This window comes from Hallerella sp. (assembly GCF_022776125.1).
In the GTDB taxonomy this organism is placed as follows: domain Bacteria; phylum Fibrobacterota; class Fibrobacteria; order Fibrobacterales; family Fibrobacteraceae; genus Hallerella; species Hallerella succinigenes.
This window is the reverse complement of sequence record NZ_JALFIA010000039.1, coordinates 1-20858: the sequence shown is the minus strand read 5'-3', so window position 1 is coordinate 20858 and position 20858 is coordinate 1. Positions and strand designations below refer to the sequence as shown.

The window sequence follows — 20858 nt, the reverse complement described above, 5'->3', positions numbered from 1 at the left end:
AAATCACTGCCCCATTCCGGCGCGGCAAAAAGGGTCGAAACGGCAAATAAACTCAAAAGGGAGATAAACTTTTTCATAAAGCATAATTTAGAAATTTTAAAGGTAAATTTAACGTATGCAAGTAGATGACATTTTACAAAGAGCCCAATCCTGGGCAAACGAAGCAGGCGCTTCGGCACTCGCCATGCAAAAACATCTTGGCAGTATCAAATTCAAAAATCCGAAGGATGTTGTGACCGCTGCCGACTTTGAAAGCGAACGGATTATCATCGGTCATATTCAAAATGAATTTCCGGAACATTCCATTCGAACAGAAGAAGCGGGACATGTGAAAGAAGGCTCCCGCTATGAATGGATTATCGATCCTGTGGACGGTACGGTGAACTTTAGCCGTGGAATCCCTTTGTGGGGGATTTCGATTGCTCTTGTCGAGAATACAGAAGCAGGCGCAAAGCCGATTATCGCTGTGGTGAATCTTCCGGGCCTCGGAAAAATGTTCACTGCGTGTAAAGGAAGCGGCACGTTTGCAAACGGGGAACATGTCCATGTGAGCATGGTCGATGACCTCACCAAGGCAATCGTTTCGAACGGAGACTTTAACGTTGGCGATTGGGAAAAAATCAATGCGCAGAATTTGAAAAATTTCAAAAGCGAAGCAGAACATTGCACGCGCGTCAAATGCTACGGCAGTGCTGTCATCGAAGGAGCGTTCACGGCGCAAGGATCGCTTGATGGTTTTGTGATGACGATGAGTTATCCGTGGGATATTGCAGCCATCGCACTTCTGGTGGAAGAAGCGGGCGGCAAAGCGACGCGCTTCGACGGAAAACCGCTTCGCTTTGAAGACGGCGAACAGGCTCTCTTCAGCAATGGAATTTTGCACGATCAATTTTTACAAATCTTAAAGTGAGGATTCATGGCAAGAGAAGGTTTTAAATCCCGAGCAGGATTTTTGCTCGTTTCCGCGGGCTGTGCAATCGGCATTGGTAACGTATGGAAGTTCCCCTTCCTCGCAGGTCAAAATGGTGGCGGCCTCTTTGTTCTGTTCTACATTCTCTTTTTGATTTTGATGGGCGCTCCGGTGCTCACGATGGAACTAGCCGTCGGTCGTGCTTCCAAGCGTTCGGCGGTTTCGGGCTACCGCGCTTTGGAACCGAAAGGCTCCAAGTGGCATTTGCACGGCTATGTCTGTTTCCTCGGCTGCTTGTTGTTGATGATGTATTATACAACAGTCGCTGGATGGATGCTGAACTACTTCTGGAAATTCGCGAGCGGAACATTTTCGAACATTCCGGCTTCGGAAGTTTCAAATGTTTTCTCTTCTATGCTTGCGGATCCGCTGCAGGTTGTGGGCTGTATGGTGCTTACGTCCGTTCTCGGCTTTTTGGTGAACAGCTTCGGCGTGCAAAAGGGCCTTGAAGTCACGACCAAGTGGATGATGCTCGGCCTCTTGATTTTGATCGTTGCGCTCGGCGTTCACAGTGTGCTGCTTCCGGGAGCAGGAGAAGGACTTTCTTTCTACCTCGTACCGAGCCTTGAAAACGTGCAGAGCCAGGGCGTTGTAAAGGTGATTACCGCTGCGATGAATCAAGCGTTCTTCACTCTTTCTTTGGGCGTTGCGGCAATGGAAATCTTTGGTTCCTATACTTCGGATAAGTACACGCTCGGCGGTGAAGCGATTCGCATTTGCATTTTGGATACGATGGTCGCTCTTGCTTCGGGCTTGATCATTTTCCCGGCGTGCTTTGCTTTCGGTGTGCAACCGGATGCGGGTCCGAGCCTTATCTTCCTCACGCTTCCGCGCGTGTTTATGAACATGACGGGCGGACGTTTCTGGGGTGCCGCGTTCTTCCTCTTCATGATTTTTGCGAGTATGTCAACCGTGCTTGCGGTGTTCGAAAATTTGATGTCTGGGTTCCTCGATGACTTCAAGTGGACGCGTCGCAAGGCGACTGTGGTTTGCTTCGTCATTGTGTTGATTACTTCGCTCCCGTGCGCTCTGGGCTATAATGTTTGGAGCGATGTGCATCTGATCGGTGACCGTGACGTTCTGGAGTCGGAAGATTTTATCGTTTCGAATTTCTTGCTTCCGTTGGGTTCCTTGGTGTATTTGCTCTTCTGCGTAACCAAGTGGGGCTGGGGCTTTGATAATTACATTGCGGAAGCGAATAAGGGTCAAGGCTTTAAGATTCCGTACTGGCTCAAGAATTACTTCCGCTTTGTCCTTCCGATTCTGATTTTGATCATCTTTATCGGCGGTTTGGTCTAACCGGATTGCAATTTATCCCGATTTTTACCGCTTTTGTCTAAAGGCGAGTAAAATCGGGATCTTTTTTTTATTCGGATTGTATATTGCAGATTATGCAATTCAAAACATTGATCGTAGATGATGAGCCTTTGGCACGCATGAGAATGCGTAAACTGCTGGAATCTTACTCGGATCTCGTGACGATTGTCGGGGAAGCGAGTACTGGCGAAGAAGCGATAGCGCAAATCCGTGCGGGCAGCCCGGATTTGGTTTTTCTCGACATTCAGATGCCGGATATGAACGGCTTTGATGTGCTTAAAGAAGTGGATGAAGAAGATCCCTTGGTGGTCTTCACCACGGCCTACGATGAATATGCGATTAAAGCTTTTGCCGAAGATACGGTGGATTACCTGCTGAAACCGATCGAAGAAGACCGTTTAAAGATTTGCATGGACAAGGTTCGCCGTTTGGGAAAGGTCCTTTCGGGTGAAATGGACCCAGAATCGGCTGTGCAGCGTCTTCTCGACCGCACTCCGGACATGAAGCAACCGTACTTGCGTCGTATTCAGGCAAAGATCGGCGACCGTACCGTGGTCATTCCGATTGAAAATGTTTTCCGCTTCCAGAGTGAAGATAAGTACACGACGGTTTACGCTTCGAATGGAAAGTTCATCATTGGAACTCCTCTGGTGGATTTGGAAAAGCGTTTGGATCCGGGACAGTTTGTCCGCGTTCACCGTGCTCATTTGATTGCAATCGATGCGATCGCGGAATACCAGCGTTTGCCGAATGGACATTTCACAATCAAGCTGCATGACAAGGATAATTCCGTGATACCGGTCAGCCGCAATTTTGTGAGCAATCTCCATTCTCTCTAAGCTTGAAATCAAGAGCTTGTTTTCCTCCTAGATAAGAAAAAGCCTCGCAGTAATTGCGGGGCTTTTTTTGACAGGAAATGGTCACTTTTTTATTTCGAAGTTGCGGCTTTCGACTTGATACGCTTATGCGTTAGATCTTCTAACGAAATGCTGTCGAGAAAGGAGGTGACGATTTGATTCAGCTCGGTCCAAAGGGGGAGCGTCGTGCAAACTTTGGAGTGCGCGCAAGGAACGGCGTCGTCTTCAAGGCAGGCGACAGGGGCGAGCGTTCCTTCTGTTGCACGTAAAATTTCACCGACCATGTAATCTTTAGGAGCTCTGTTCAGCCTATATCCACCTGTCTTTCCTCGGGTCGCTTCGATCAGCCCTGCTTTGGAAAGCAGCGCCATAATGGCTTCTGCGTATTTTTGGGAAATGCCTTGACGCGTGACGATGTCTTTGAGAGGAATGAATTCGTCGTTGTGCTGTTGGGCAAGATCTGTCATGACCCGCAACGCGTAGCGACCTTTGGTGGATACAATCATATTACAAATGTAATACTTTTGGGAAAAATTGGCGTCTAGATGGGGTCAAGTCTTGTGATTGGGATTCCTTTTTCTATAATTACCTATGTAAATGGTAGGTAATTATGACTCTTCAACAGTTACGTTATGCGATCGGAATTGCGGAAACCGGATCTTTTAACAAGGCGACAGAAAAACTCTATGTTTCCCAGCCATCTTTGACGGCGGCAATCCGGGATCTGGAAGATGAACTGAATATTCTGATTTTTAACCGAACAAGTCGCGGTGTTACGCTGACGAGTGAAGGAGAGGAGTTCATTGCATATTCCCGCGAACTGATGGAACATTATGAATCGGTTCTTGAAAAGTATGGCAAAATCGGCAAGCGCAAAAAGAAGTTTGGCGTTTCGACGCAGCACTATTCTTTTGCGGTGAAAAGCTTTGTGGAAACGGTAAAGCAGTTCGATACGGAAAAGTATGATTTTGCTATTCGAGAAACGCGTACAAAGGAAGTCATTGAAGATGTCGCTTCGTTCAAAAGCGATATTGGAATTCTTTACCTGAGCGATTTCAATCGGAAAGTCATTGCGAATTTACTAGAGGCTCGAGACCTCGAATTTCATAAGTTGATAGATTGCAAGGCTTATGTTTATTTGTGGAAGGAGCATCCCTTGGCAAATAACAAGTTTATTACGCTAAAGCAGTTGGACGATTTTCCGTGCCTTTCTTTTGAACAGGGGGATGATGGATCTTTTTACTTTGCGGAAGAAATTTTAAGTACCAATGAATATAAGCGGACGATCAAAGCCAACGACCGAGCGACGATGTTGAACTTGATGATTGGATTGAACGGCTATACGCTTTGCTCGGGTATCATTTGCGAAGAATTGAATGGGGACGACTTTCGGGCGGTTCCTTTCAAGGATAAAAGCGATGAAGCGCGTTGTGTGATGGAAATCGGATACGTTTGCAAGCGGAATATGCTTTTGGGAATGGTCGGCGAGCGTTATGTAGAATGCTTGAAGGATTATTTGGATAACGTCAAATCCTGAGTGTTATAGTTAAAATCTATTACTGGCTAAAAGAATATAGTATAGAACTATCTATTGCATTCTGCCCGATCTTATTCTATCTTAAAGCCTACAAGATTGATAGGTAATTGAAAATGTTTTTGATTTCCTAAGCATTCGAAGGAGCGCCTATGATGTGTGATAGTGATTGTCGAATGCCGAAAGGCATTTTGAAATTCAACTAGCCAGAGCCTTTTGTCCTGAAGGCGCACCCGCTAGAAAAAAAGAGCTAAAAGGACATTTCAAAAAAATGGAGTGACCGAGGTTTTTGAGTAAAAACCGGTTGCCCGCTATAATCAAAAAGGAATTCTTATCATGACGACCCAGAACAAACTTCATTTTGAAACCCTCCAGATTCACGTTGGCCAGGAAACCGCAGATCCCACGACCGATTCCCGTGCCGTTCCTATTTATCAGACCACTTCCTACGTTTTCCACAATGCTCAGCATGCTGCGGACCGTTTTGCTTTGAAGGATGCGGGTAACGTCTACGGGCGCATTACCAATACGACCCAGGGAGTTTTGGAACAGCGTATTGCCGCGCTGGAAGGCGGTGTGGCGGGCCTTGCGCTCGCAAGTGGTGCAGCCGCAATTACCTATGCGATTACCGCTCTTGCCCATAAGGGCGATCACGTGGTGGCCCAGCGTACGGTTTACGGTGGCACCTTCAACTTGTTGCAGCACACGCTCCGCGACTTCGGTATTGAAACGACCTTCGTGGACACCCACAGCCTCAAGGACGTGGAAAGCGCTATCAAGGAAAACACAAAGCTCATCTTTATCGAAACGCTCGGTAACCCGAATTCCGATATTCCAGATATCGACGCGATTGCTGCAATCGCCCACAAGAACAAGATTCCGCTGGTCATAGACAATACCTTTGGAACGCCGTATTTGATTCGTCCCATCGAACATGGTGCCGATATCGTGGTGCATTCCGCGACGAAGTTTATCGGCGGTCACGGTACGACTCTCGGCGGCGTGATTGTGGACAGTGGCAAGTTCGACTGGGAAGCTTCGGGTAAGTTCCCCCATCTGACCGAAGTGAACAAGAGCTACGGTCTCTCCTTTACCAAGGCTGCGGGCGCTGCTGCCTATGTGGTTTATATCCGCACCATTCTCCTCCGTGACGAAGGGGCTGCCATTTCTCCTTTCAATGCCTTCCTCCTGTTGCAGGGGACTGAAACCCTCTCGCTGCGCCTGGATCGTCATGTGGAAAATACCAAAAAGGTCCTGGAATATCTCACCAAGCACCCGAAGGTTTCCCGCGTGAATCACCCGAGCCTGCCGAACCATCCGGACCACGAACTGTACCAGAAGTACTTCCCCAATGGCGGTGGTTCCATCTTTACCTTCGACATCAAGGGTGGTCAGGAAGAAGCCTTTAAGTTCATTGACAACCTGAAGATCTTTAGCTTGCTTGCCAACGTGGCCGACGTGAAGAGCCTGGTGGTTCACCCGTACACGACGACCCATGCGGAACTGACTCCAGAAGAATTGGCTGCTGCCAACATCACTCCGGCGACAATCCGTGTCTCTATCGGTACGGAGCACTATGAAGATATTATCGCCGACCTGGAAAACGGTTTTGCCGCTATCTAGGTTGAAAAGAAGAGAGGCTTTTCGATATGTTCATTTCAAAATTTATCGAGACGAAGCTTATCCACGGGGGCGTTGACGGCGATCAGGCGACAGGAGCCGTGAACGTTCCTATTTACCAGACGTCTACTTACAGGCAGGCGGGGCTTGGCGAAAATACGGGCTGGGAATATTCCCGTACCGGGAATCCGACGCGTGCCGCTTTGGAAGCTTTGATTGCAGAGCTTGAAGGGGGCGTTGCGGGTTTTGCCTTTGCAAGCGGCATGGCTGCCACATCTACAGTGCTTTCTCTTTTTAAGGCGGGTGACCGCATTATTATTTCGAGCAATGTGTATGGCGGAACATTCCGCGTCTTGGATAAGGTTTTCAAAAATCTGGGTATTCACTATTCCATTGAAGATACGACGAACCTGGAGACCTTGGAAACAAAGATTACGCCGGATGTGAAGGCCTTTTTTGTGGAAAGCCCTGCGAACCCGCTTTTGACAGTAACGGACCTTTCGGCGGTTGCACAGATTGCGAAAAACCATGGCCTTTTGACGATTGTGGACAACACATTCATGACTCCCTACTTGCAGCGACCGCTGGAATTGGGTGCCGATATCGTGGTGCATAGTGCTACCAAGTATCTGGGCGGTCACAGCAATCTTGTGGCGGGCCTTGCGGTGACAAGCAACAAGGAACTTGCCGAGCGCCTGGCTTTTACGCAGAATGCGGTCGGTGCGGTCCTGGGTCCCTTTGATTCCTTCCTGTTGATTCAGGGAATCAAGACCTTGGGCGTTCGCCTGGATCGTCATACAGAAAATGCGCTTCGCATCGCGCGCTATCTGGAAGGTTCGGAGGCAGTCAAGAAGGTCTATTATCCGGGGCTCCCGACGGCTCAGGGCTACGAAATCAACAAGCGGCAGGCGAAAAATGGCGGTGCCATGATTTCCTTTGAACTGAATGGAAATTACGATGTCCGGAAATTTTTCAAGGGCCTGAAACTGATTTCGCTGGCAGAAAGTTTGGGAGGCGTTGAAAGTCTCGTGTGCCATCCGGCTACCATGACGCATGCGTCGATACCCAAGGAAATTCGCGAAAAGGTGGGCATTACCGACGGTCTGATTCGCCTCTCGGTGGGCATTGAAAAGGTGGACGACCTCATTCTAGACTTGAACTCGGGCATCCAAGCCTCACTCACGTAGGAGGGTATTGGATATGCACTACTATGAATCCATGCAGGCCTTGATTGGCCATACTCCGCTGGTAAGGCTTTCTCATGTCGGTGTCCCTGAAGGTGTAAAACTTTTCGCGAAACTGGAACTGTGGAATCCGTCGGGAAGCGTCAAGGATCGCACGGGCCTTTACATGGTCAATGCTGCCTTGGAAGAGGGATCGCTGAAACCGGGCGGAACCATTATCGAAGCGACGGCGGGAAATACGGGACTTGGAATTGCCTTTGCCGCCCTGAATCGTGGCCTGCGGGTGATTTTCGTGGTACCGAATAAGTTCTCCCAGGAAAAGCAGATTCTTTTGCGGGCTCTGGGTGCAGAACTCATCAACACACCTCGTGAAGAGGGCATGCTGGGAGCTGAAAAGAAAGCGGAAGAGCTTTTGAAGACGATTCCCGGTGCGGTTTCGCTGCGCCAGTTCCGCAATCCGGCGAATCCCCGCGCCCATTACGAAACCACGGGACCTGAAATCTATAAGGATTTGGATGGCCATGTCAACTATGTGGTGGCGGGTGCCGGGAGCGGCGGAACTTATTCTGGAATCCTCCACTACCTCAAGGAAAAGAATCCGAAAATCCAGGGTGTGCTTGCCGATCCCGTGGGCTCTACCATAGGCGGCGGCGAACATGGCGATTACAATATCGAAGGAATCGGAAACGATTTCATAGCCGATACCATGGATATTTCGCTGGTGGACCGGGTTATCAAAATTAATGACGAGGATGCCTTTGGCGGGGCCCGTGAACTTGCCCAGAAAGAAGGGATTATCGCCGGTTCTTCTTCCGGTGCGGCCTTTGCTGCTGCGAAGAAGTTGATTGCAGCGGGCGCCCGGGGAAACATTGTCTTTGTGGCACCCGACCGCGGAGATCGTTACTTTAGCAAGGGCCTGTATGTCTAGGCCTTAAAACAAGGAGAGAAAAAATGGCAAGAGTAAAATTTATCGAATCTGCCGAAGAAGCCCAGGGCAAGGCCAAGGAAGCCTATGAAAAGTTGGTTGCTGCAGGTAAGATTACCAACATGAAGCGGGCGCTGCTCCAGGATTACGCTACCTATGATGCCTTTATGGGTTGGTACACGAGCTGGAACCGCCTTGTAGAAGTGGTGGGACTCCGAGCTTCGACCATTTATGCACATGCGATTTCTACCACCAACAGTTGCCAGCTCTGCTCGCTGTTCTTTATTAGCGACTTGAAGGCTCTGGGAATCGATCCGAAGGATTTTGAGTTCGATGAAAAGGAAGGGTTGTTGATTGAACTTGCTCACCAGATCGTGAAGGATCCGACTAAGGTTTCCGACGAGCTGATCGCTAGCTTGAAGAAGTTCTTTAGCGATAGCGAATTGGTGACGGTCGTAGGATTTGCTGCTCAGATGATCGCGACGAACAACTTCAACTCGGTTCTGAAAATCGATGTGGATCAGCGTCTGTTGCCCATCGTAGATGAATTCAAGCCAGCTACATGGCGCGAAAACATCAAGTAGACTTGAGTTAATGATACAAGACAACGTTCCCGGAAAAATGAAAACATGTTTTTTCGGGAATTTTTTAAGGAATAATTTGCGATGAAGAACAACTATAAAATTTACTTGATCGCTCTGCTCGCCTTGGGATTTGCTTTGCTGTTTGAAGCTTGTAACGGGGATAACCAGGTCGAAAAGAATGCGCAGCTCCTTTTTATGTGGCGAAAGAAAAAGGATTCTTTGCCGAAGAAGGAATTGACGCGAAACTGATTGCGGCTGACGGTGAAACGCGTAAGCTGGGGCTTAGCAAGGGGACCTATGCGCTTACGAATTCGGACTTTCAGTTTTTCCAGGCGATTGAAAACAGTGTAGATATCAAGATAGTTGACGGTATTCACATCGGATGTATCAAGGTTCTGGTGAAAAAGGGGGCGCCTTACAAGAAAGCCTCTGACCTGAGGGGAAAAAAGATTGCTGTCGATGAAATTGGCGGTACTCCGCATCAGGCGGCTAGTCTTTGGCTGTCTTTAGGAGGCGTTTCGACAAAGCCTGAAGACAATCAGGTGCATTTCTTGCCGTATGCCGATGGCAACTTGGCACTTGCGGCTTTAGAACAGGGGCAGATTGATGCGGCGGCTATTTGGGATCCCCTCGCTTCTGCTTACGAAAAATCGGGCAAGGCAGACGTCATTATGGATGTGGCAACCGATCCTGTTTTTGATGGCCGGTACTGCTGCTTCTATTATGTTTCGGGTATCCTTCTAGAAAAAGAACCGGGAAAAATCAAGGCTCTTCTCCGCGCTCTTGAACAGGCTCATGCTTGGATCAGTGAACATCCGGAAGAAACCGTGGAACTCATGCAGGCCGGTAAGCATTCCGCTATCGAAGACAAAGAATTTGCGACAGCACTCATCAAGTCGTACGAATACCAGTCTCCCGAACAGAAAATCAAGAGTGGTCGAAACTTGAAAGCCGATTTGCACTACTTTGCAGACCTGCTGCATAAAGTCGGATACCTGCAGCTGAATGCCGATGAATTCACCGAAAAAATCTACCGCGAAGTGGATTGGAATAAGTAATCATTCGCTGGTTATAATCAAAAAGGCTCGTCACTTGACGAGGCTTTCATCATAATTATTCGATTGTGCCGATTTACACTTTCGCAAGTTTCTTCAGTATGGCAGCCTTGTCTGTTTTTTCCCAGGTGAAGCGCGTGCCTGTGCGACCGAAGTGGCCGAGTGCAGCGGTTGCCAGGTAACCGGGCTTCTTCAAGTCAAGCATTTTCACGATGCCGGCTGGAGAAAGGTCAAAGGTTTTCTTGACGATTTCTTCGATTTTGCGGTCGTCAATCTTGCCTGTTTTGAAGGTGTTCACGAGAACGGAAACCGGCTTGGAATATCCGATTGCATAAGCGATTTGCACCTCGCAACGGTCTGCAAGGCCTGCGGCAACGATGTTCTTTGCAACGTAGCGTGCCGCGTAGGCTCCGCTTCGGTCAACCTTGGACGGATCCTTGCCACTGAAGGCGCCACCGCCGTGACGGCCCATGCCACCGTAGGTGTCCACAATGATCTTACGGCCTGTGAGACCGCAGTCACCATGCGGACCGCCAATGACAAACTTTCCGGTCGGATTGATGAGAAAACGAGTATTCTTATCCAAAAGTTTCGAGGGAATCACCTTCTTGATGAGCTTTTTGATGATTTCCTTCTCGATGGTAGAATGCTTGAGTTCCTTGCCGTTCACGAATTCATCATGTTGGGTGCTGAGCACCACGGTATCGACGCGCACCGGCTTGTCGTTTTCGTCATACTCGACAGTCACCTGAGATTTTGCATCAGGACGGAGCCATTTGATTTTTCCATTTTCGCGGAGGTTCTGAATTTCTTCCACGAGTTTGTGCGCAAGGCTAATCGGAAGTGGCATCAGTTCCTTGGTTTCGTTGACTGCGAAACCGAACATCATGCCTTGATCTCCTGCGCCCTGCTTATCGTCTTCCTTGCCTTCGGCGGCTTTAGCATCTACGCCCTGGGCAATGTCTGGGGACTGCTTGTCTACTGCTACGAGGACGGAGCAACCTTTGTAATCAAAAGCGAGTTCCGGATTCACATAGCCAATGCTCTTGATTGTCTTGCGTGCGATTTGCTGGTAATCGATAACTGCTTTTGTAGAAATTTCACCGGAAATCACGACGAGACCGGTGTTAGCTAGAGTTTCGCAAGCGACGCGACTGTCCGGATCCTGCGCAAGGCAGGCGTCGAGAATTGCGTCAGAAATTTGGTCGCAAACTTTGTCTGGGTGTCCCTTGGACACGGATTCGGAAGTGAAGAGATAATGTGCCATTGTGTTCGGCTCCTTTTGCTAACAGTACCGAAAAGAACGTCGCGTTTTTGATCATTCCCAAGTGCTGAAAAATACACGATCGAAATAACTATGCCTGAATCTACATAGATGCATAAATATTGTCAACCGAAAAATGACGTTTCACTTATACAAAAAATTGATAGCAAGTGTTAGGAAATTTGTATTGGACGCAACAATATGTGGCATCTATACTTTGTAAAAAAAGTGAGGTTACATATAAATGGGCATTTTAGTGGATGTAAAAAAATATCTGTCTTTGGAAGAGTTTCCCAAAAACATTCAAGATTATCTTTCCGTGGCAATCACGGATCATGCCTATTTGCCTAAGACCGAAGATATTACGAGTGATTGGGTGGCGTATATTGCGGCTCCTGCGTTCAAGCTGATTCGCGAAAAAGCGGGACATGATTTGGACGCGTTTGCATCGATTGGCACAGGTTCCGGAATAGATGTCTTGACAGGCGTTGAACTTCTGGGCGTAAAACGCGTAGGCTTTACGGATTTGCTGAAGAGCGTGGTGGATACCGCTGCCGAAAACATTAAAAAGAATTTGAAAAATGCAGATTCGGTAAAATTGGAATTTGGAGCGGGGGATCTTTTGCGTCCTCTTGAAAACAGTGAACGCCGTTATGACGTGATTTACGAAAATTTGCCTAATGTCCCGTTGACGGATAATATCAAGATCGAAGACGAACGTAATAGTGGACATTATTTGGAAAAACGTGAGGAAGTGATTCCGGAATTTGTGCATGAGCAGATGCTGGATTTGCATTACCTGGCGCTTAGGCAGGCTCGTGATTACCTGTCGGAAAAGGGAGCCGTTTATTCAACTCTCGGTGGTCGCGTACCGCTTAGTGCGTTGATTCGACTCGGTGAATTGGCTGAGTTTTCGTCTGAAATTTTCACCTATTCCTGGAAAGTTCAGACGGAACCTGAAGATGTGATTTCGGGCTATGCCGCGCAAGAAAAGGCTGGACTTGGCCCGTTCCGCTTCTACCGAGCATGCGATCTGCAGAAAGCATTCGCTAGCATTTCGGTAAAGGAATCTGGGAAGAACGCCTTCGAAATCGAAAAATCGCTGGAATCCTTAAAACTCACGGCTGCAGAAGCTTATAAAGCGTTTTTGCAGGGTGAAGTCATTGGCCATACGGTGGCTGTGTTAAAGTCGAGCAAGAAGTAAAAATGCGAGGAGTTGGATGCCAAATTTCATAGACCACCTAATCGAAGAATCCAAGCGTTTTCTGAATGGACGTGCGCAAATAAACGACGACATCGGTCAAGAAGCCGCTAAATTCGTGATGCGAGAAATTCCACCCTCGATAGGGACTTTCGAAAAAAGTGATTCGCCGTTGATTCGTTGGCTTGAGGAAGCGATTCAATTTGGAAGTTCCGAAACAGAGGGCTTGTTAAAGGCTTTAAAACCGGTACTTCCTTTTTTACCATGGAAGTATAATTACGAGCCGCGTCCCGACATGCCTGATTTGGGCAGTCGAATGGGCTGGGGCGAAATTCTTGGTCCCGAAGCGCCTTTTCGCGATGAGCATTTTTGCTATGGATTTACGCTCTTGGGAAAGAATACGTTTTATCCGGCTCATTATCATCCTGCAACGGAACTTTATGTCGTGCTTTCGGGACATGCCGAGTGGATTTTGGACGGTGTGACAACGGTTCGCCATCCGGGTGAATTTGTTCTGCACCCGTCGAATCGTATTCATTCTATGCGGACAACTGAAGAACCTCTGCTGGCTCTTTACACATGGAGCGGCGAAGATGTGGTGACGCTTTCGAAATATGTGTGATAGAATGCGAAACGATGAATACGGATGTCAAGAGTAAAAACATCTTGACCAATGACGTTTGCGCGATGGCAAAGAAGCCGTTTTCGCATACGGGAATTATTGAATTTCAAGGGTAATTGATGACATATTTTGTCAAAATATTTAGCCTTGACGAAAGAGAGGTGAATGATGAAGGCTGGTAACGAAAAGAAATTTTCCAGAGCGGAATGTCTGCAAATTTTGAATTTACCGGACGACGCACTTGAAAATTTAATGGAAACGGCTTATTCGCTTCGTACCAAATACAAGGGCAACCGCGTCAGTATTCAGATTTTGACGAACGTGCGAAGTGGAAATTGCACACAGAATTGTGCCTATTGTGCTCAGTCGCGTGATTCAAAAGCTCCGATTGAAAAATACAGAAGCGTCTCCGATGAAAAACTGGATAGCAATAACAATCTTGTAAATGAATTCCATTTGTCCAGACACTGCATTGGGCTTTCGGGCATGGGATTTACCGATAAGGAAATTGAGAATCTGGCGGAACGCATTGCCCGCATGAAAAAGTCGGGGACACATATTTGCTGTTCTATCGGATTTTTGACAGAACACCAAGCGCGCGTTTTAAAGGCTGCAGGCCTTGACCGTATCAATCATAATTTGAATACGAGCCGCCGTTTTTATCCTGAAATTTGCAGTACGCACACATACGAGCGTCGCATTCAAAACATTCAAATGCTGCAACGTGTCGGCTTTGAAATTTGTTGTGGCGGAATTATCGGAATGGGTGAATCCAAAGAAGACGTTGTTGATATGCTTTTGGATTTGGTGGCTATCAATCCTGAATCGGTGCCGATAAACTTCTTGTTGCCAGTCAAGGGAACTCGTCTTGCCGAACGTGATGTTTCGAATCTTACATTCGAATATTGCATGAAGATTCTTTGCCTTGCACGCTTATTGCTCCCGAAATCGGATATTCGTTGTGCTGCCGGTCGTGAAGTCTATTTTAAGGGGCACGAAAAGGAACTTTTCAAAGTGGTCGATTCTGTTTTTGCGTCGGGTTATCTGACCGAGGGCGGTCAATCATTATCCGATACTTTTAAGACGATTGAAAATGCAGGTTTCACTTGGTTTGTAGAAAGTGCAGATCCATAATCTTTGGCCAAAACTTTTAAATAAAATAGGTCAAATCTCTGCATTCTGCAGAACCGTGCATAGTCGCGACTCCACCTTGACACCCATGCCGCCGAAGTTCATACGGGAAAGCCCAAGTTTTTTGGAACCCCGCGGCGTCGTTGGCCATGATGAGCGTCATTACCGATCATGGCTTTTCGTATAGATTCGACTGTTTGCGCGATTGGCCGAGAGCATTTGGGAATTGAATCAAGACCGCCTTCGAGATTATAAACATCATCATTCTGGTCGACGAGTATTTCTGAGACCAGTTCGGACCTTTCTCCCGTTGAGCAGAAAACATAAATGGGTTTGTTTTGGTTGAACGCCTATAACTAGGCATTAAAAGAATGTATTGGACTGATGCTTGGGGTAGATCTAATTTTTGACCAAACTTAATTCCGTTATTCAAAAGGAGTTTGTCAATGAAAAAAAATACAACTCAATATCTTTTGACCTTCTTGCTTCTTTCTCAGGCAGCTTTCGCTGCAGAAACCATTCCGGTCTTTACAAAGGCTGGCGTTCAATTGACGGCTTATGGCTTTGCTTCGCTGACGGCAGCCTATAACGATTCTAAAAGTAACAATGGAAATTTTGACAATACGGTTTCCGTTTCTGATTTGACAAATGAAGATGATGGGGGCTGGTATTTAACGCCGAATTTGACTCGTTTGGGGCTTGACCTGGTGACAACTGATACTGCTGCGTTCTTTCAGGCGCGTGGCAAAATAGAAGTCGACTTTTATGGTGGGGGGTCTGCAACCGCTCCTACACCGCGTCTTCGCCATGGCTATGGTCAGATTATATTTGGTAAAACTGGATTTTCGGTGCTTGCCGGTCAAACATGGGACGTGATTTCTCCTTTGATAACTCCTGTTTTGAATGCGGGCATGCTCACCAATTCTGGTGATCCGGGTCTGCGCCGTGCACAGCTTCGTTTGACGGAAACGATCCCGGTTGCTGGTGGATCTGTAGATATTGCTGCTGCTGTGGTGCGTTCTGTGGGTATTGATCAACCTTACGCAGGCGTTGGTGAAACTGGAACGGATGCCGATATTCCGACTTTTGAAGGCCGCATTGGCGCAGTACTTCCGCTATGGGTAGAAGGCAAAAAACTGGGTGTCGGAATTTCGGGGCATTATGGCCGCGAGGAATTTGACATCGATCTTGCCGGTGCGACAAAGGATGTTCCGACTTGGTCTGTGAATGGCGACTTAACGCTTCCAGTTGTTAAGACTTTGACGCTTTTGGGCGAAGGCTTTTATGGTGAAAATATAGACGCGTATGGCGCGGGAATCGGTCGTGGTGTCGTGACGAACCAGGAAAATCCGAAAAAGACTGAAGGAATCAGGGCTTACGGTGGCTGGGCCGCCTTGCAGTACAATCCTGTGCAAAAATTGACCTTGAATGTGGGTGCAGGCGTTGATAAAATCGATGAAGAATCCATTGAAAATGTGGGCGGTGCCAAAAGAAACCGGTCCGCGTTTGTGAATGCCGCCTATAAACTTGCCTCTACATTTACGGTGGGAATTGAATATCTTTGAATTGAAACAGATTACCTGGATGCCTCTGTCGGTAAGACGAAAACTGCTGATTTAAATCGAGGGCAGCTTTCTTTGAATTACGGATTCTAGAAGCGACGGTATTTGAGAATGGAGGTTTTCACGAATGCACTATTTGATAATTCCTGGTTTGAATAATTCGGGCCCCAGTCATTGGCAAACTTTTTGGACAAAGAGTTTGCCAAGTGCGAGTCGTGTTTATCAGCGTTGCTGGGATAAGCCGCAAAAAGAAGAATGGGTGGAAACCCTTGACAAATTCATTCGCCAGCAAAAAGACGATACGATTCTAGTAGCGCATAGCTTGGGCGTTGTAACGACTGTCCTTTGGCTCTTGAGGGCCGGACGGCAGGGGAGCATTCCTTCAAATATTAAAGGAGCGTTCCTGGTAACGCCCGCCGATGTGGAGAGGGTCGCCCATATCCAAAATTTTGCGCCGATTCCTTCCGAAAAATTACCGGTGCCTGCATGTGTCGTAGGCAGTGAAAACGATCCGTATATGACTTTGGAACGCGTTGAATTTTTTGCTAAAGTTTGGGGAACGAGACTATTCAACGCGGGTGCTCTGGGCCATATCAATTCGGAATCTAACCTCGGTGAATGGGAACAGGGACGCCAGTTCCTTGCGGAATTTGAAGGTGGATTATAAGATCTGTTATAGCCTGTAACTATACCCAAATAGGAAAAAAGTATAGCTGAGAATAAGGAAAAATATTGACGCGTGAATGGCTTTTTTTTATATTAATTCCTATAAAAATAGTAGGAAACGAGAGTAGAGATTATCGCGATAAAGAACTCTTTCGCAGAAGGGTACGATGATAGGTTTTGAATATCACAATCCCGCAAGAATTGTCTTTGGCGAAGACAGCGAGAAAAGACTGAAGTCGCTTTTGGCGGATTATAAGGTCAAGTCCCTGCTGCTCGTTTACAGTGGCGATTTTATCAAGACCCTTGGAATCTATTCGGCTGTTCAGGAAGCCGTGTCGGAACTGGGCATCCGTTTTTCGGAAAACGGCAACGTGGTGCCGAACCCGTCTATCGATCTAGTCCGTGAACTGGTTTGGCAGGGCAAGACCAGTGGCGTGGATTTTGTCTTGGCGGTTGGAGGCGGAAGCTCAATTGATACTGCCAAGGCGGTGGCTCTTGGCATTCCGTACGAAGGCGATGTTTGGGACTTTTTTAGCAAGGGCGTTTCGGCGGAACGCGTGTTGCCTATCGGCGTGATTGCGACGACGGCATCCAGCGGCTCCGAAACTTCCAATGCGGCGATCCTTTCGAATGGTGAATGGAAGCTGGGTTTTGAAGATGACCGCATCATTCCGAAGTTTGCCATCATGAATCCGAAGTACACCGTAAACCTTCCGGAATACCAAACTTTTGTAGGTGTTGCAGATGTGCTCTCCCACCTTCTGGAAAGGTATTTCTCCGACGAGAAATATTCCGACACCACGGACTACCTGATTGAAGGTGCCATTCGGGCTTTGCTTGTGAATGCCGATAAGCTGATCGAGAATCCTAGGGACATTAACGCCCGTGGCGAAATTCAGTGGCTTGCAAGCGTTGCCCATGGAGGTTTTCTGGATGTAGGGCGTCGTGCCGACTGGGGATCTCACCGCATTGAGCATGAACTTTCGGCGCAGTACAACATCACCCATGGCGAAGGGATGGCTGTCGTCACCGTTGCTTGGACAAAGTATATGGCTCAAAAGAAGCCTTGGCGACTGGCGCTTTTGGCGAGCCGCTTGTTTGGAATCGACCCGTACAATTATAGCGAAAAGGAAAGGGCGTATGCCCTGTCGGAAAAATTGGCAGCCTTTTTCAAAAAATTGAAACTAGCGACCACCCTTTCGGATTTGAAAATTGACAACAAGGATTTTGAAGTGATGGCCGCACGGGCTGTAAAAAATGGAAACGTCGGACACTATGTACCACTTGATGCAACCGCTATCAAGGACATTCTAACGCTTGCATTGTAACTAACGAAAGGAGAATACTCATGCCAAAAGTTTATACTTCGATTGACCAACTGGTTGGTCGCACTCCACTTCTCGAACTCACTCGAATCGAGTCTGCTCATCAGTTGCAGGCAAAGATTTTGGCGAAGCTCGAATACTTCAACCCGGCAGGATCCGTGAAGGACCGCGTGGCCAAGGCCTTGATTGACGACGCCGAATCTTCGGGCAAGCTCAAGAAGGGTTCGGTGATTATCGAACCTACTTCCGGCAATACCGGTATCGGCCTTGCTGCTGTGGCGGCTGCCCGTGGATACCGCATTATCATCGTAATGCCCGAGACCATGAGCGTAGAACGCCGTCAGCTGGTAAAGGCCTACGGTGCAGAACTGGTGCTTACCGAAGGGGCGAAGGGCATGAAGGGGGCTATCGCGAAGGCCGAGGAACTGGCTCGGGAAATTCCTGATAGCTTTATCCCGGGACAGTTTGTGAACCCCGCCAACCCGGCAGCTCACCGCAGCACCACCGGCCCCGAAATCTGGGAAGATACCGACGGTAAGGTGGACATCTTTATTGCTGGTGTAGGCACGGGCGGAACCGTTACCGGTGTAGGCGAGTATCTTAAGTCTAGGAACCCGGCTGTGAAAATCGTAGCAGTGGAACCAGCCTCTTCCCCGGTGCTTTCGAAGGGGGTGGCGGGCGTCCACAAGATCCAGGGAATCGGTGCGGGTTTTGTGCCCGATATTCTGAACACCAATGTCTACGACGAAATCATTACTGTTGAGAACGAGGCTGCCTTCGAGGCGGGTCGTGAAATCGGCCGCAAAGAAGGAGTGCTGGTGGGAATTTCTTCTGGGGCGGCCCTCTGGGCTGCCGAGCAACTGGCCAAGCGCCCCGAGAACAAGGGAAAGACCATTGTGGCCCTTCTTCCGGATACCGGCGACCGTTATCTGTCTACGGCCCTCTTTGCCGAGTAAGTTTCAGGAATCCAAATCAAAACGGTGTCGCGAACGCGACACCGTTTTTTGTTGCTATTGTCTTTCTAATCGCGTGAACGTTTCGTAATGGTCTGCGGTATAGTAGATGACACAGTCCGACTGATAGACAAGCCGCTTTGTTCCGCGGCTTGCGTCGAAGTAGTCCACGTCCGCTTCATGGTAACTTCCGCTCGGCAATAAACCTTCGCGATTATCAAAGACGTCGCCTCCAATCATCACGCCAATCGTTGTCCACGGATTGAAATTCCATTTGGAAAAGGTGTTGCCTGTTTTAGATTCGTATAGAGCTTTGCCTTCGCTTTTGCTCACATAGTTAGACGGCAACTTGTCGAATTTGCAGAGGTATGCCGCCACGGAATCGCGGGTTGTGTACTTTCCGGATTCTTCGATTGCTTCATAAATGCTTTGTGGTTCAGCGCTGGACGAGAATTTCGCAGAACTGCTGGATTGAAAATTCTCATTGTCGCTCGAAACGGTAGAAGTAGAACATGCGGCAAGAGTAAGTGCGAAGAAGGTTGCGAACAAATTCAGGAAAAATTTCATATTGTTCAATATAATAAATAGCAGGGATAAAGGCGTTTCGTTTTGACCGCCTGCTGGGCGACATTTTCTAGCGTCGGAAAATTTTATAATTTTCTAAAAAAAGGAGACCTTATGAAGGTGGTTTTGTTTAACGGTAGCCGTCGCGAAAAGGGCTGTACCTATACCGCTTTGAATGTGATTGTCGAAGAATTAAAAACGGCGGGAATTGATTCTGAAATCGTCTTTGTGGGTGGCCGCGTGATGAAGGGAGAAGTTGAAAAAGTTGTAAAAGAATCCGTGGAACTTTTGAAAACCGCTGATGGCGTGGTCTACGGTTCTCCGGTCTATTACGCTTCGCCGAGCGGTGAAATGTTGATGTTCCTCGATCGTCTTTACGGTCAGGGTGCTGCGGAATTGCAGTTTAAGCCTGCCGCGACGATTGCTTCTGCACGCCGTGCAGGGACTACGGCTTGCCTCGACGCTTTGAATAAGTATCCGGCGTTTGCTCAGCAGCCGATAGTGACTTCGCGTTACTGGAACATGGTTCACGGTTCTAAACCGGAAGACGTGATGCAGGATGAAGAAGGCTTGCAGATTATGAAGATGCTTGGCCGTAATATGGCATGGATGCTCAAAAGTATTGAAGCGGGTAAGCAAGCGGGTGTCCCACAGCCTACCGCAGAAGCCAAGATTTATACGAATTTCATTCGATAATTGTAAAAAACAAAAGACTAGCAGTCCCTTCCCAAAAATCTCATATTAGTTAATGGCATATCGAATGTCTTGACCAGGGTCAATGCGTAAAAAAATGGGGGTGCAAGATCCACCATGCAAAATGCCATCAACGAAGCGCATCGCAAAGTCGCGGACGCTTTGGTGCATGGCAAGCGCATCCAGATTGCAGGGGAAACTTCGAATTTCTGGAAGAAGTTTTTGGCTGCCGTTAAAAATTAGGATTTTTTATTTGCGATGATGTCTGCTTCTGTATTTGCAACTTCTCCCGTGGAAACAGTTCCATGGAACGGTCGAACGGTCACAAAGGGGGGCCGTCAGTTTCACCTTGGATGATGCTAAATGAATCGTCAAGGCAAACAGGGCCATCACGGCAAGATAATCCAAAACAAACAGCAGGTACCCCCGCTCCATATCCAAAAAGGAAAAAGGTTGCTGTAACGTAAGGTATTTCCAGAGGCCCCGTTGAATAAAGGCGTAGATTCCATAAGCCGCAAGAACAGTCACGATACCCGTCGCCAACTTGCTCCGAATAAATATGGACAAGTGAAGCCCGATGTGAAGAGAAACGAAAACCAGGTACCAGTGGCTGGCTAGCAGGTGAGCGGTACGGGCAAAGTTTGCCCCCCTTTCAATGCCGAGCCAGCTAAATACATGGTTCGAAAGCATGATCCCGCTGACCATCAGGAACAATACGCACAAGATTACACCGCCGTTGATGACGGTCCGGAAAACCCGTAAGGCATTGTATTTGCCCTTGGGCAATGCCTTGATCCAGGCGCGATTCAAAACAACATGCACCGCCCACAG

23 protein-coding genes and 1 pseudogene are annotated in these 20858 nt (G+C 48.0%); 19 read left to right on the top strand and 5 right to left on the bottom strand.

Annotation, left to right across the window (positions count from 1 at the left end):
• The first annotated feature begins 115 nt into the window (after positions 1–115).
• From MR847_RS05010 to MR847_RS05000, 3 genes are all read left to right on the top strand, one after another.
• Complete coding sequence (locus tag MR847_RS05010) at positions 116–910, top strand: inositol monophosphatase family protein (RefSeq protein ID WP_106520082.1); 795 nt, start codon at positions 116–118, stop codon at positions 908–910.
• Between the two features lie 6 nt (positions 911–916).
• A complete protein-coding gene (locus MR847_RS05005) occupies positions 917–2269 on the top strand; it encodes a sodium-dependent transporter (RefSeq protein WP_100424884.1) in 1353 nt (450 codons plus the stop codon).
• A gap of 92 nt (positions 2270–2361) precedes the next feature.
• The gene (locus MR847_RS05000) at positions 2362–3126 is read left to right on the top strand and encodes a LytR/AlgR family response regulator transcription factor (protein ID WP_100426740.1); all 765 of its coding nucleotides are present in this window, start codon (positions 2362–2364) and stop codon (positions 3124–3126) included.
• Between the two features lie 89 nt (positions 3127–3215).
• Here MR847_RS05000 and MR847_RS04995 read toward each other — a convergent pair whose 3' ends face one another.
• Positions 3216–3650: an RrF2 family transcriptional regulator gene (locus MR847_RS04995; RefSeq protein ID WP_100424883.1), complete on the bottom strand. Its 435-nt coding sequence runs from the start codon at positions 3648–3650 to the stop codon at positions 3216–3218.
• 104 nt (positions 3651–3754) lie between these two features.
• Between MR847_RS04995 and MR847_RS04990 the strand changes: the two genes are divergently transcribed.
• From MR847_RS04990 to MR847_RS04960, 7 genes are all read left to right on the top strand, one after another.
• A complete protein-coding gene (locus tag MR847_RS04990; protein ID WP_106520084.1) occupies positions 3755–4681 on the top strand; it encodes a LysR family transcriptional regulator in 927 nt (308 codons plus the stop codon).
• Between the two features lie 333 nt (positions 4682–5014).
• Positions 5015–6301, top strand: a complete 1287-nt coding sequence (locus tag MR847_RS04985) for an O-acetylhomoserine aminocarboxypropyltransferase/cysteine synthase family protein (RefSeq protein ID WP_277003488.1) — start codon at positions 5015–5017, stop codon at positions 6299–6301.
• A gap of 26 nt (positions 6302–6327) precedes the next feature.
• Positions 6328–7485: a trans-sulfuration enzyme family protein gene (locus MR847_RS04980; protein WP_287723108.1), complete on the top strand. Its 1158-nt coding sequence runs from the start codon at positions 6328–6330 to the stop codon at positions 7483–7485.
• Positions 7486–7498: 13 nt separating this feature from the next.
• Positions 7499–8410, top strand: coding sequence for a PLP-dependent cysteine synthase family protein (locus MR847_RS04975; RefSeq protein ID WP_100424879.1), 912 nt, complete (start codon positions 7499–7501; stop codon positions 8408–8410).
• A 23-nt stretch (positions 8411–8433) separates the two neighbouring features.
• A complete protein-coding gene (locus tag MR847_RS04970; protein WP_100424878.1) occupies positions 8434–8991 on the top strand; it encodes a carboxymuconolactone decarboxylase family protein in 558 nt (185 codons plus the stop codon).
• Positions 8992–9072: 81 nt separating this feature from the next.
• Entirely contained in the window at positions 9073–9240 is a 168-nt protein-coding gene (locus MR847_RS04965; protein ID WP_277003498.1) for a hypothetical protein, read from the top strand.
• Positions 9189–10049 carry an ABC transporter substrate-binding protein gene (locus tag MR847_RS04960; protein WP_287723107.1) on the top strand — a complete coding sequence of 287 codons (861 nt, stop codon included), beginning with the start codon at positions 9189–9191 and terminating at the stop codon, positions 10047–10049. The genes MR847_RS04965 and MR847_RS04960 overlap by 52 nt, the downstream gene beginning before the upstream one ends.
• Positions 10050–10122: 73 nt before the next feature.
• Here MR847_RS04960 and metK read toward each other — a convergent pair whose 3' ends face one another.
• The gene (gene metK / locus MR847_RS04955; RefSeq protein ID WP_106520087.1) at positions 10123–11313 is read right to left on the bottom strand and encodes a methionine adenosyltransferase; all 1191 of its coding nucleotides are present in this window, start codon (positions 11311–11313) and stop codon (positions 10123–10125) included.
• A gap of 241 nt (positions 11314–11554) precedes the next feature.
• Between metK and MR847_RS04950 the strand changes: the two genes are divergently transcribed.
• The 3 genes from MR847_RS04950 to bioB all read left to right on the top strand — a co-directional run bounded on the left by MR847_RS04950 (position 11555) and on the right by bioB (position 14267).
• On the top strand, positions 11555–12514 hold the full coding sequence (locus MR847_RS04950; RefSeq protein ID WP_287723106.1) for a class I SAM-dependent methyltransferase: 960 nt from the start codon (positions 11555–11557) through the stop codon (positions 12512–12514).
• 16 nt (positions 12515–12530) lie between these two features.
• Entirely contained in the window at positions 12531–13133 is a 603-nt protein-coding gene (locus MR847_RS04945) for a dimethylsulfonioproprionate lyase family protein (RefSeq protein WP_106520089.1), read from the top strand.
• 165 nt (positions 13134–13298) lie between these two features.
• Positions 13299–14267, top strand: a complete 969-nt coding sequence (gene bioB, locus MR847_RS04940) for a biotin synthase BioB (RefSeq protein ID WP_287723105.1) — start codon at positions 13299–13301, stop codon at positions 14265–14267.
• Between the two features lie 98 nt (positions 14268–14365).
• On the opposite strand, the pseudogene MR847_RS11020 reads toward bioB, so the two are convergent.
• Positions 14366–14596 (bottom strand): annotated as a pseudogene (locus tag MR847_RS11020) (rhodanese-like domain-containing protein); the annotation flags it as partial.
• 114 nt (positions 14597–14710) lie between these two features.
• Here MR847_RS11020 and MR847_RS04935 point away from each other — a divergent pair.
• The 4 genes from MR847_RS04935 to cysK all read left to right on the top strand — a co-directional run bounded on the left by MR847_RS04935 (position 14711) and on the right by cysK (position 18773).
• Positions 14711–15829, top strand: a complete 1119-nt coding sequence (locus MR847_RS04935; protein ID WP_287723104.1) for a hypothetical protein — start codon at positions 14711–14713, stop codon at positions 15827–15829.
• Positions 15830–15953: 124 nt separating this feature from the next.
• Positions 15954–16493, top strand: coding sequence for an RBBP9/YdeN family alpha/beta hydrolase (locus MR847_RS04930; protein WP_106520091.1), 540 nt, complete (start codon positions 15954–15956; stop codon positions 16491–16493).
• Positions 16494–16659: 166 nt separating this feature from the next.
• Positions 16660–17820 carry an iron-containing alcohol dehydrogenase gene (locus MR847_RS04925; protein ID WP_287723103.1) on the top strand — a complete coding sequence of 387 codons (1161 nt, stop codon included), beginning with the start codon at positions 16660–16662 and terminating at the stop codon, positions 17818–17820.
• Between the two features lie 20 nt (positions 17821–17840).
• Positions 17841–18773 (top strand): cysteine synthase A, encoded by a 933-nt coding sequence (gene cysK, locus MR847_RS04920; RefSeq protein WP_106520574.1) that lies wholly within the window; start codon positions 17841–17843, stop codon positions 18771–18773.
• A gap of 54 nt (positions 18774–18827) precedes the next feature.
• Here cysK and MR847_RS04915 read toward each other — a convergent pair whose 3' ends face one another.
• Complete coding sequence (locus tag MR847_RS04915) at positions 18828–19337, bottom strand: ribonuclease domain-containing protein (RefSeq protein WP_158257015.1); 510 nt, start codon at positions 19335–19337, stop codon at positions 18828–18830.
• Positions 19338–19448: 111 nt separating this feature from the next.
• Here MR847_RS04915 and MR847_RS04910 point away from each other — a divergent pair, with 111 nt between their 5' ends.
• Entirely contained in the window at positions 19449–20030 is a 582-nt protein-coding gene (locus MR847_RS04910; RefSeq protein ID WP_100424868.1) for a flavodoxin family protein, read from the top strand.
• A 114-nt stretch (positions 20031–20144) separates the two neighbouring features.
• Positions 20145–20270, top strand: coding sequence for a hypothetical protein (locus MR847_RS04905; protein ID WP_276992050.1), 126 nt, complete (start codon positions 20145–20147; stop codon positions 20268–20270).
• 6 nt (positions 20271–20276) lie between these two features.
• On the opposite strand, the gene MR847_RS04900 is transcribed toward MR847_RS04905, so the two are convergent.
• The coding region (locus MR847_RS04900) for a DUF4405 domain-containing protein (protein ID WP_287723102.1) at positions 20277–20858 on the bottom strand (582 nt) is incomplete at its 5' end.

What these genes read in the sequence shown, in the direction of transcription:
- MR847_RS04945 (WP_106520089.1), top strand. Translation starts at nt 12,531, where the DNA reads ATGCCAAATTTCATAGACCACCTAATCGAAGAATCCAAGCGTTTTCTG.
- MR847_RS04970 (WP_100424878.1), top strand. Translation starts at nt 8,434, where the DNA reads ATGGCAAGAGTAAAATTTATCGAATCTGCCGAAGAAGCCCAGGGCAAG.
- MR847_RS05000 (WP_100426740.1), top strand. Translation starts at nt 2,362, where the DNA reads ATGCAATTCAAAACATTGATCGTAGATGATGAGCCTTTGGCACGCATG.
- cysK (WP_106520574.1), top strand. Translation starts at nt 17,841, where the DNA reads ATGCCAAAAGTTTATACTTCGATTGACCAACTGGTTGGTCGCACTCCA.
- MR847_RS04965 (WP_277003498.1), top strand. Translation starts at nt 9,073, where the DNA reads ATGAAGAACAACTATAAAATTTACTTGATCGCTCTGCTCGCCTTGGGA.
- MR847_RS04915 (WP_158257015.1), bottom strand. Translation starts at nt 19,337, where the DNA reads ATGAAATTTTTCCTGAATTTGTTCGCAACCTTCTTCGCACTTACTCTT.
- MR847_RS04980 (WP_287723108.1), top strand. Translation starts at nt 6,328, where the DNA reads ATGTTCATTTCAAAATTTATCGAGACGAAGCTTATCCACGGGGGCGTT.
- MR847_RS04995 (WP_100424883.1), bottom strand. Translation starts at nt 3,650, where the DNA reads ATGATTGTATCCACCAAAGGTCGCTACGCGTTGCGGGTCATGACAGAT.
- MR847_RS04935 (WP_287723104.1), top strand. Translation starts at nt 14,711, where the DNA reads ATGAAAAAAAATACAACTCAATATCTTTTGACCTTCTTGCTTCTTTCT.
- MR847_RS05005 (WP_100424884.1), top strand. Translation starts at nt 917, where the DNA reads ATGGCAAGAGAAGGTTTTAAATCCCGAGCAGGATTTTTGCTCGTTTCC.
- MR847_RS04910 (WP_100424868.1), top strand. Translation starts at nt 19,449, where the DNA reads ATGAAGGTGGTTTTGTTTAACGGTAGCCGTCGCGAAAAGGGCTGTACC.
- bioB (WP_287723105.1), top strand. Translation starts at nt 13,299, where the DNA reads ATGATGAAGGCTGGTAACGAAAAGAAATTTTCCAGAGCGGAATGTCTG.
- MR847_RS04950 (WP_287723106.1), top strand. Translation starts at nt 11,555, where the DNA reads ATGGGCATTTTAGTGGATGTAAAAAAATATCTGTCTTTGGAAGAGTTT.
- MR847_RS04990 (WP_106520084.1), top strand. Translation starts at nt 3,755, where the DNA reads ATGACTCTTCAACAGTTACGTTATGCGATCGGAATTGCGGAAACCGGA.
- MR847_RS05010 (WP_106520082.1), top strand. Translation starts at nt 116, where the DNA reads ATGCAAGTAGATGACATTTTACAAAGAGCCCAATCCTGGGCAAACGAA.
- MR847_RS04905 (WP_276992050.1), top strand. Translation starts at nt 20,145, where the DNA reads ATGCAAAATGCCATCAACGAAGCGCATCGCAAAGTCGCGGACGCTTTG.
- MR847_RS04930 (WP_106520091.1), top strand. Translation starts at nt 15,954, where the DNA reads ATGCACTATTTGATAATTCCTGGTTTGAATAATTCGGGCCCCAGTCAT.
- MR847_RS04925 (WP_287723103.1), top strand. Translation starts at nt 16,660, where the DNA reads ATGATAGGTTTTGAATATCACAATCCCGCAAGAATTGTCTTTGGCGAA.
- MR847_RS04975 (WP_100424879.1), top strand. Translation starts at nt 7,499, where the DNA reads ATGCACTACTATGAATCCATGCAGGCCTTGATTGGCCATACTCCGCTG.
- metK (WP_106520087.1), bottom strand. Translation starts at nt 11,313, where the DNA reads ATGGCACATTATCTCTTCACTTCCGAATCCGTGTCCAAGGGACACCCA.
- MR847_RS04985 (WP_277003488.1), top strand. Translation starts at nt 5,015, where the DNA reads ATGACGACCCAGAACAAACTTCATTTTGAAACCCTCCAGATTCACGTT.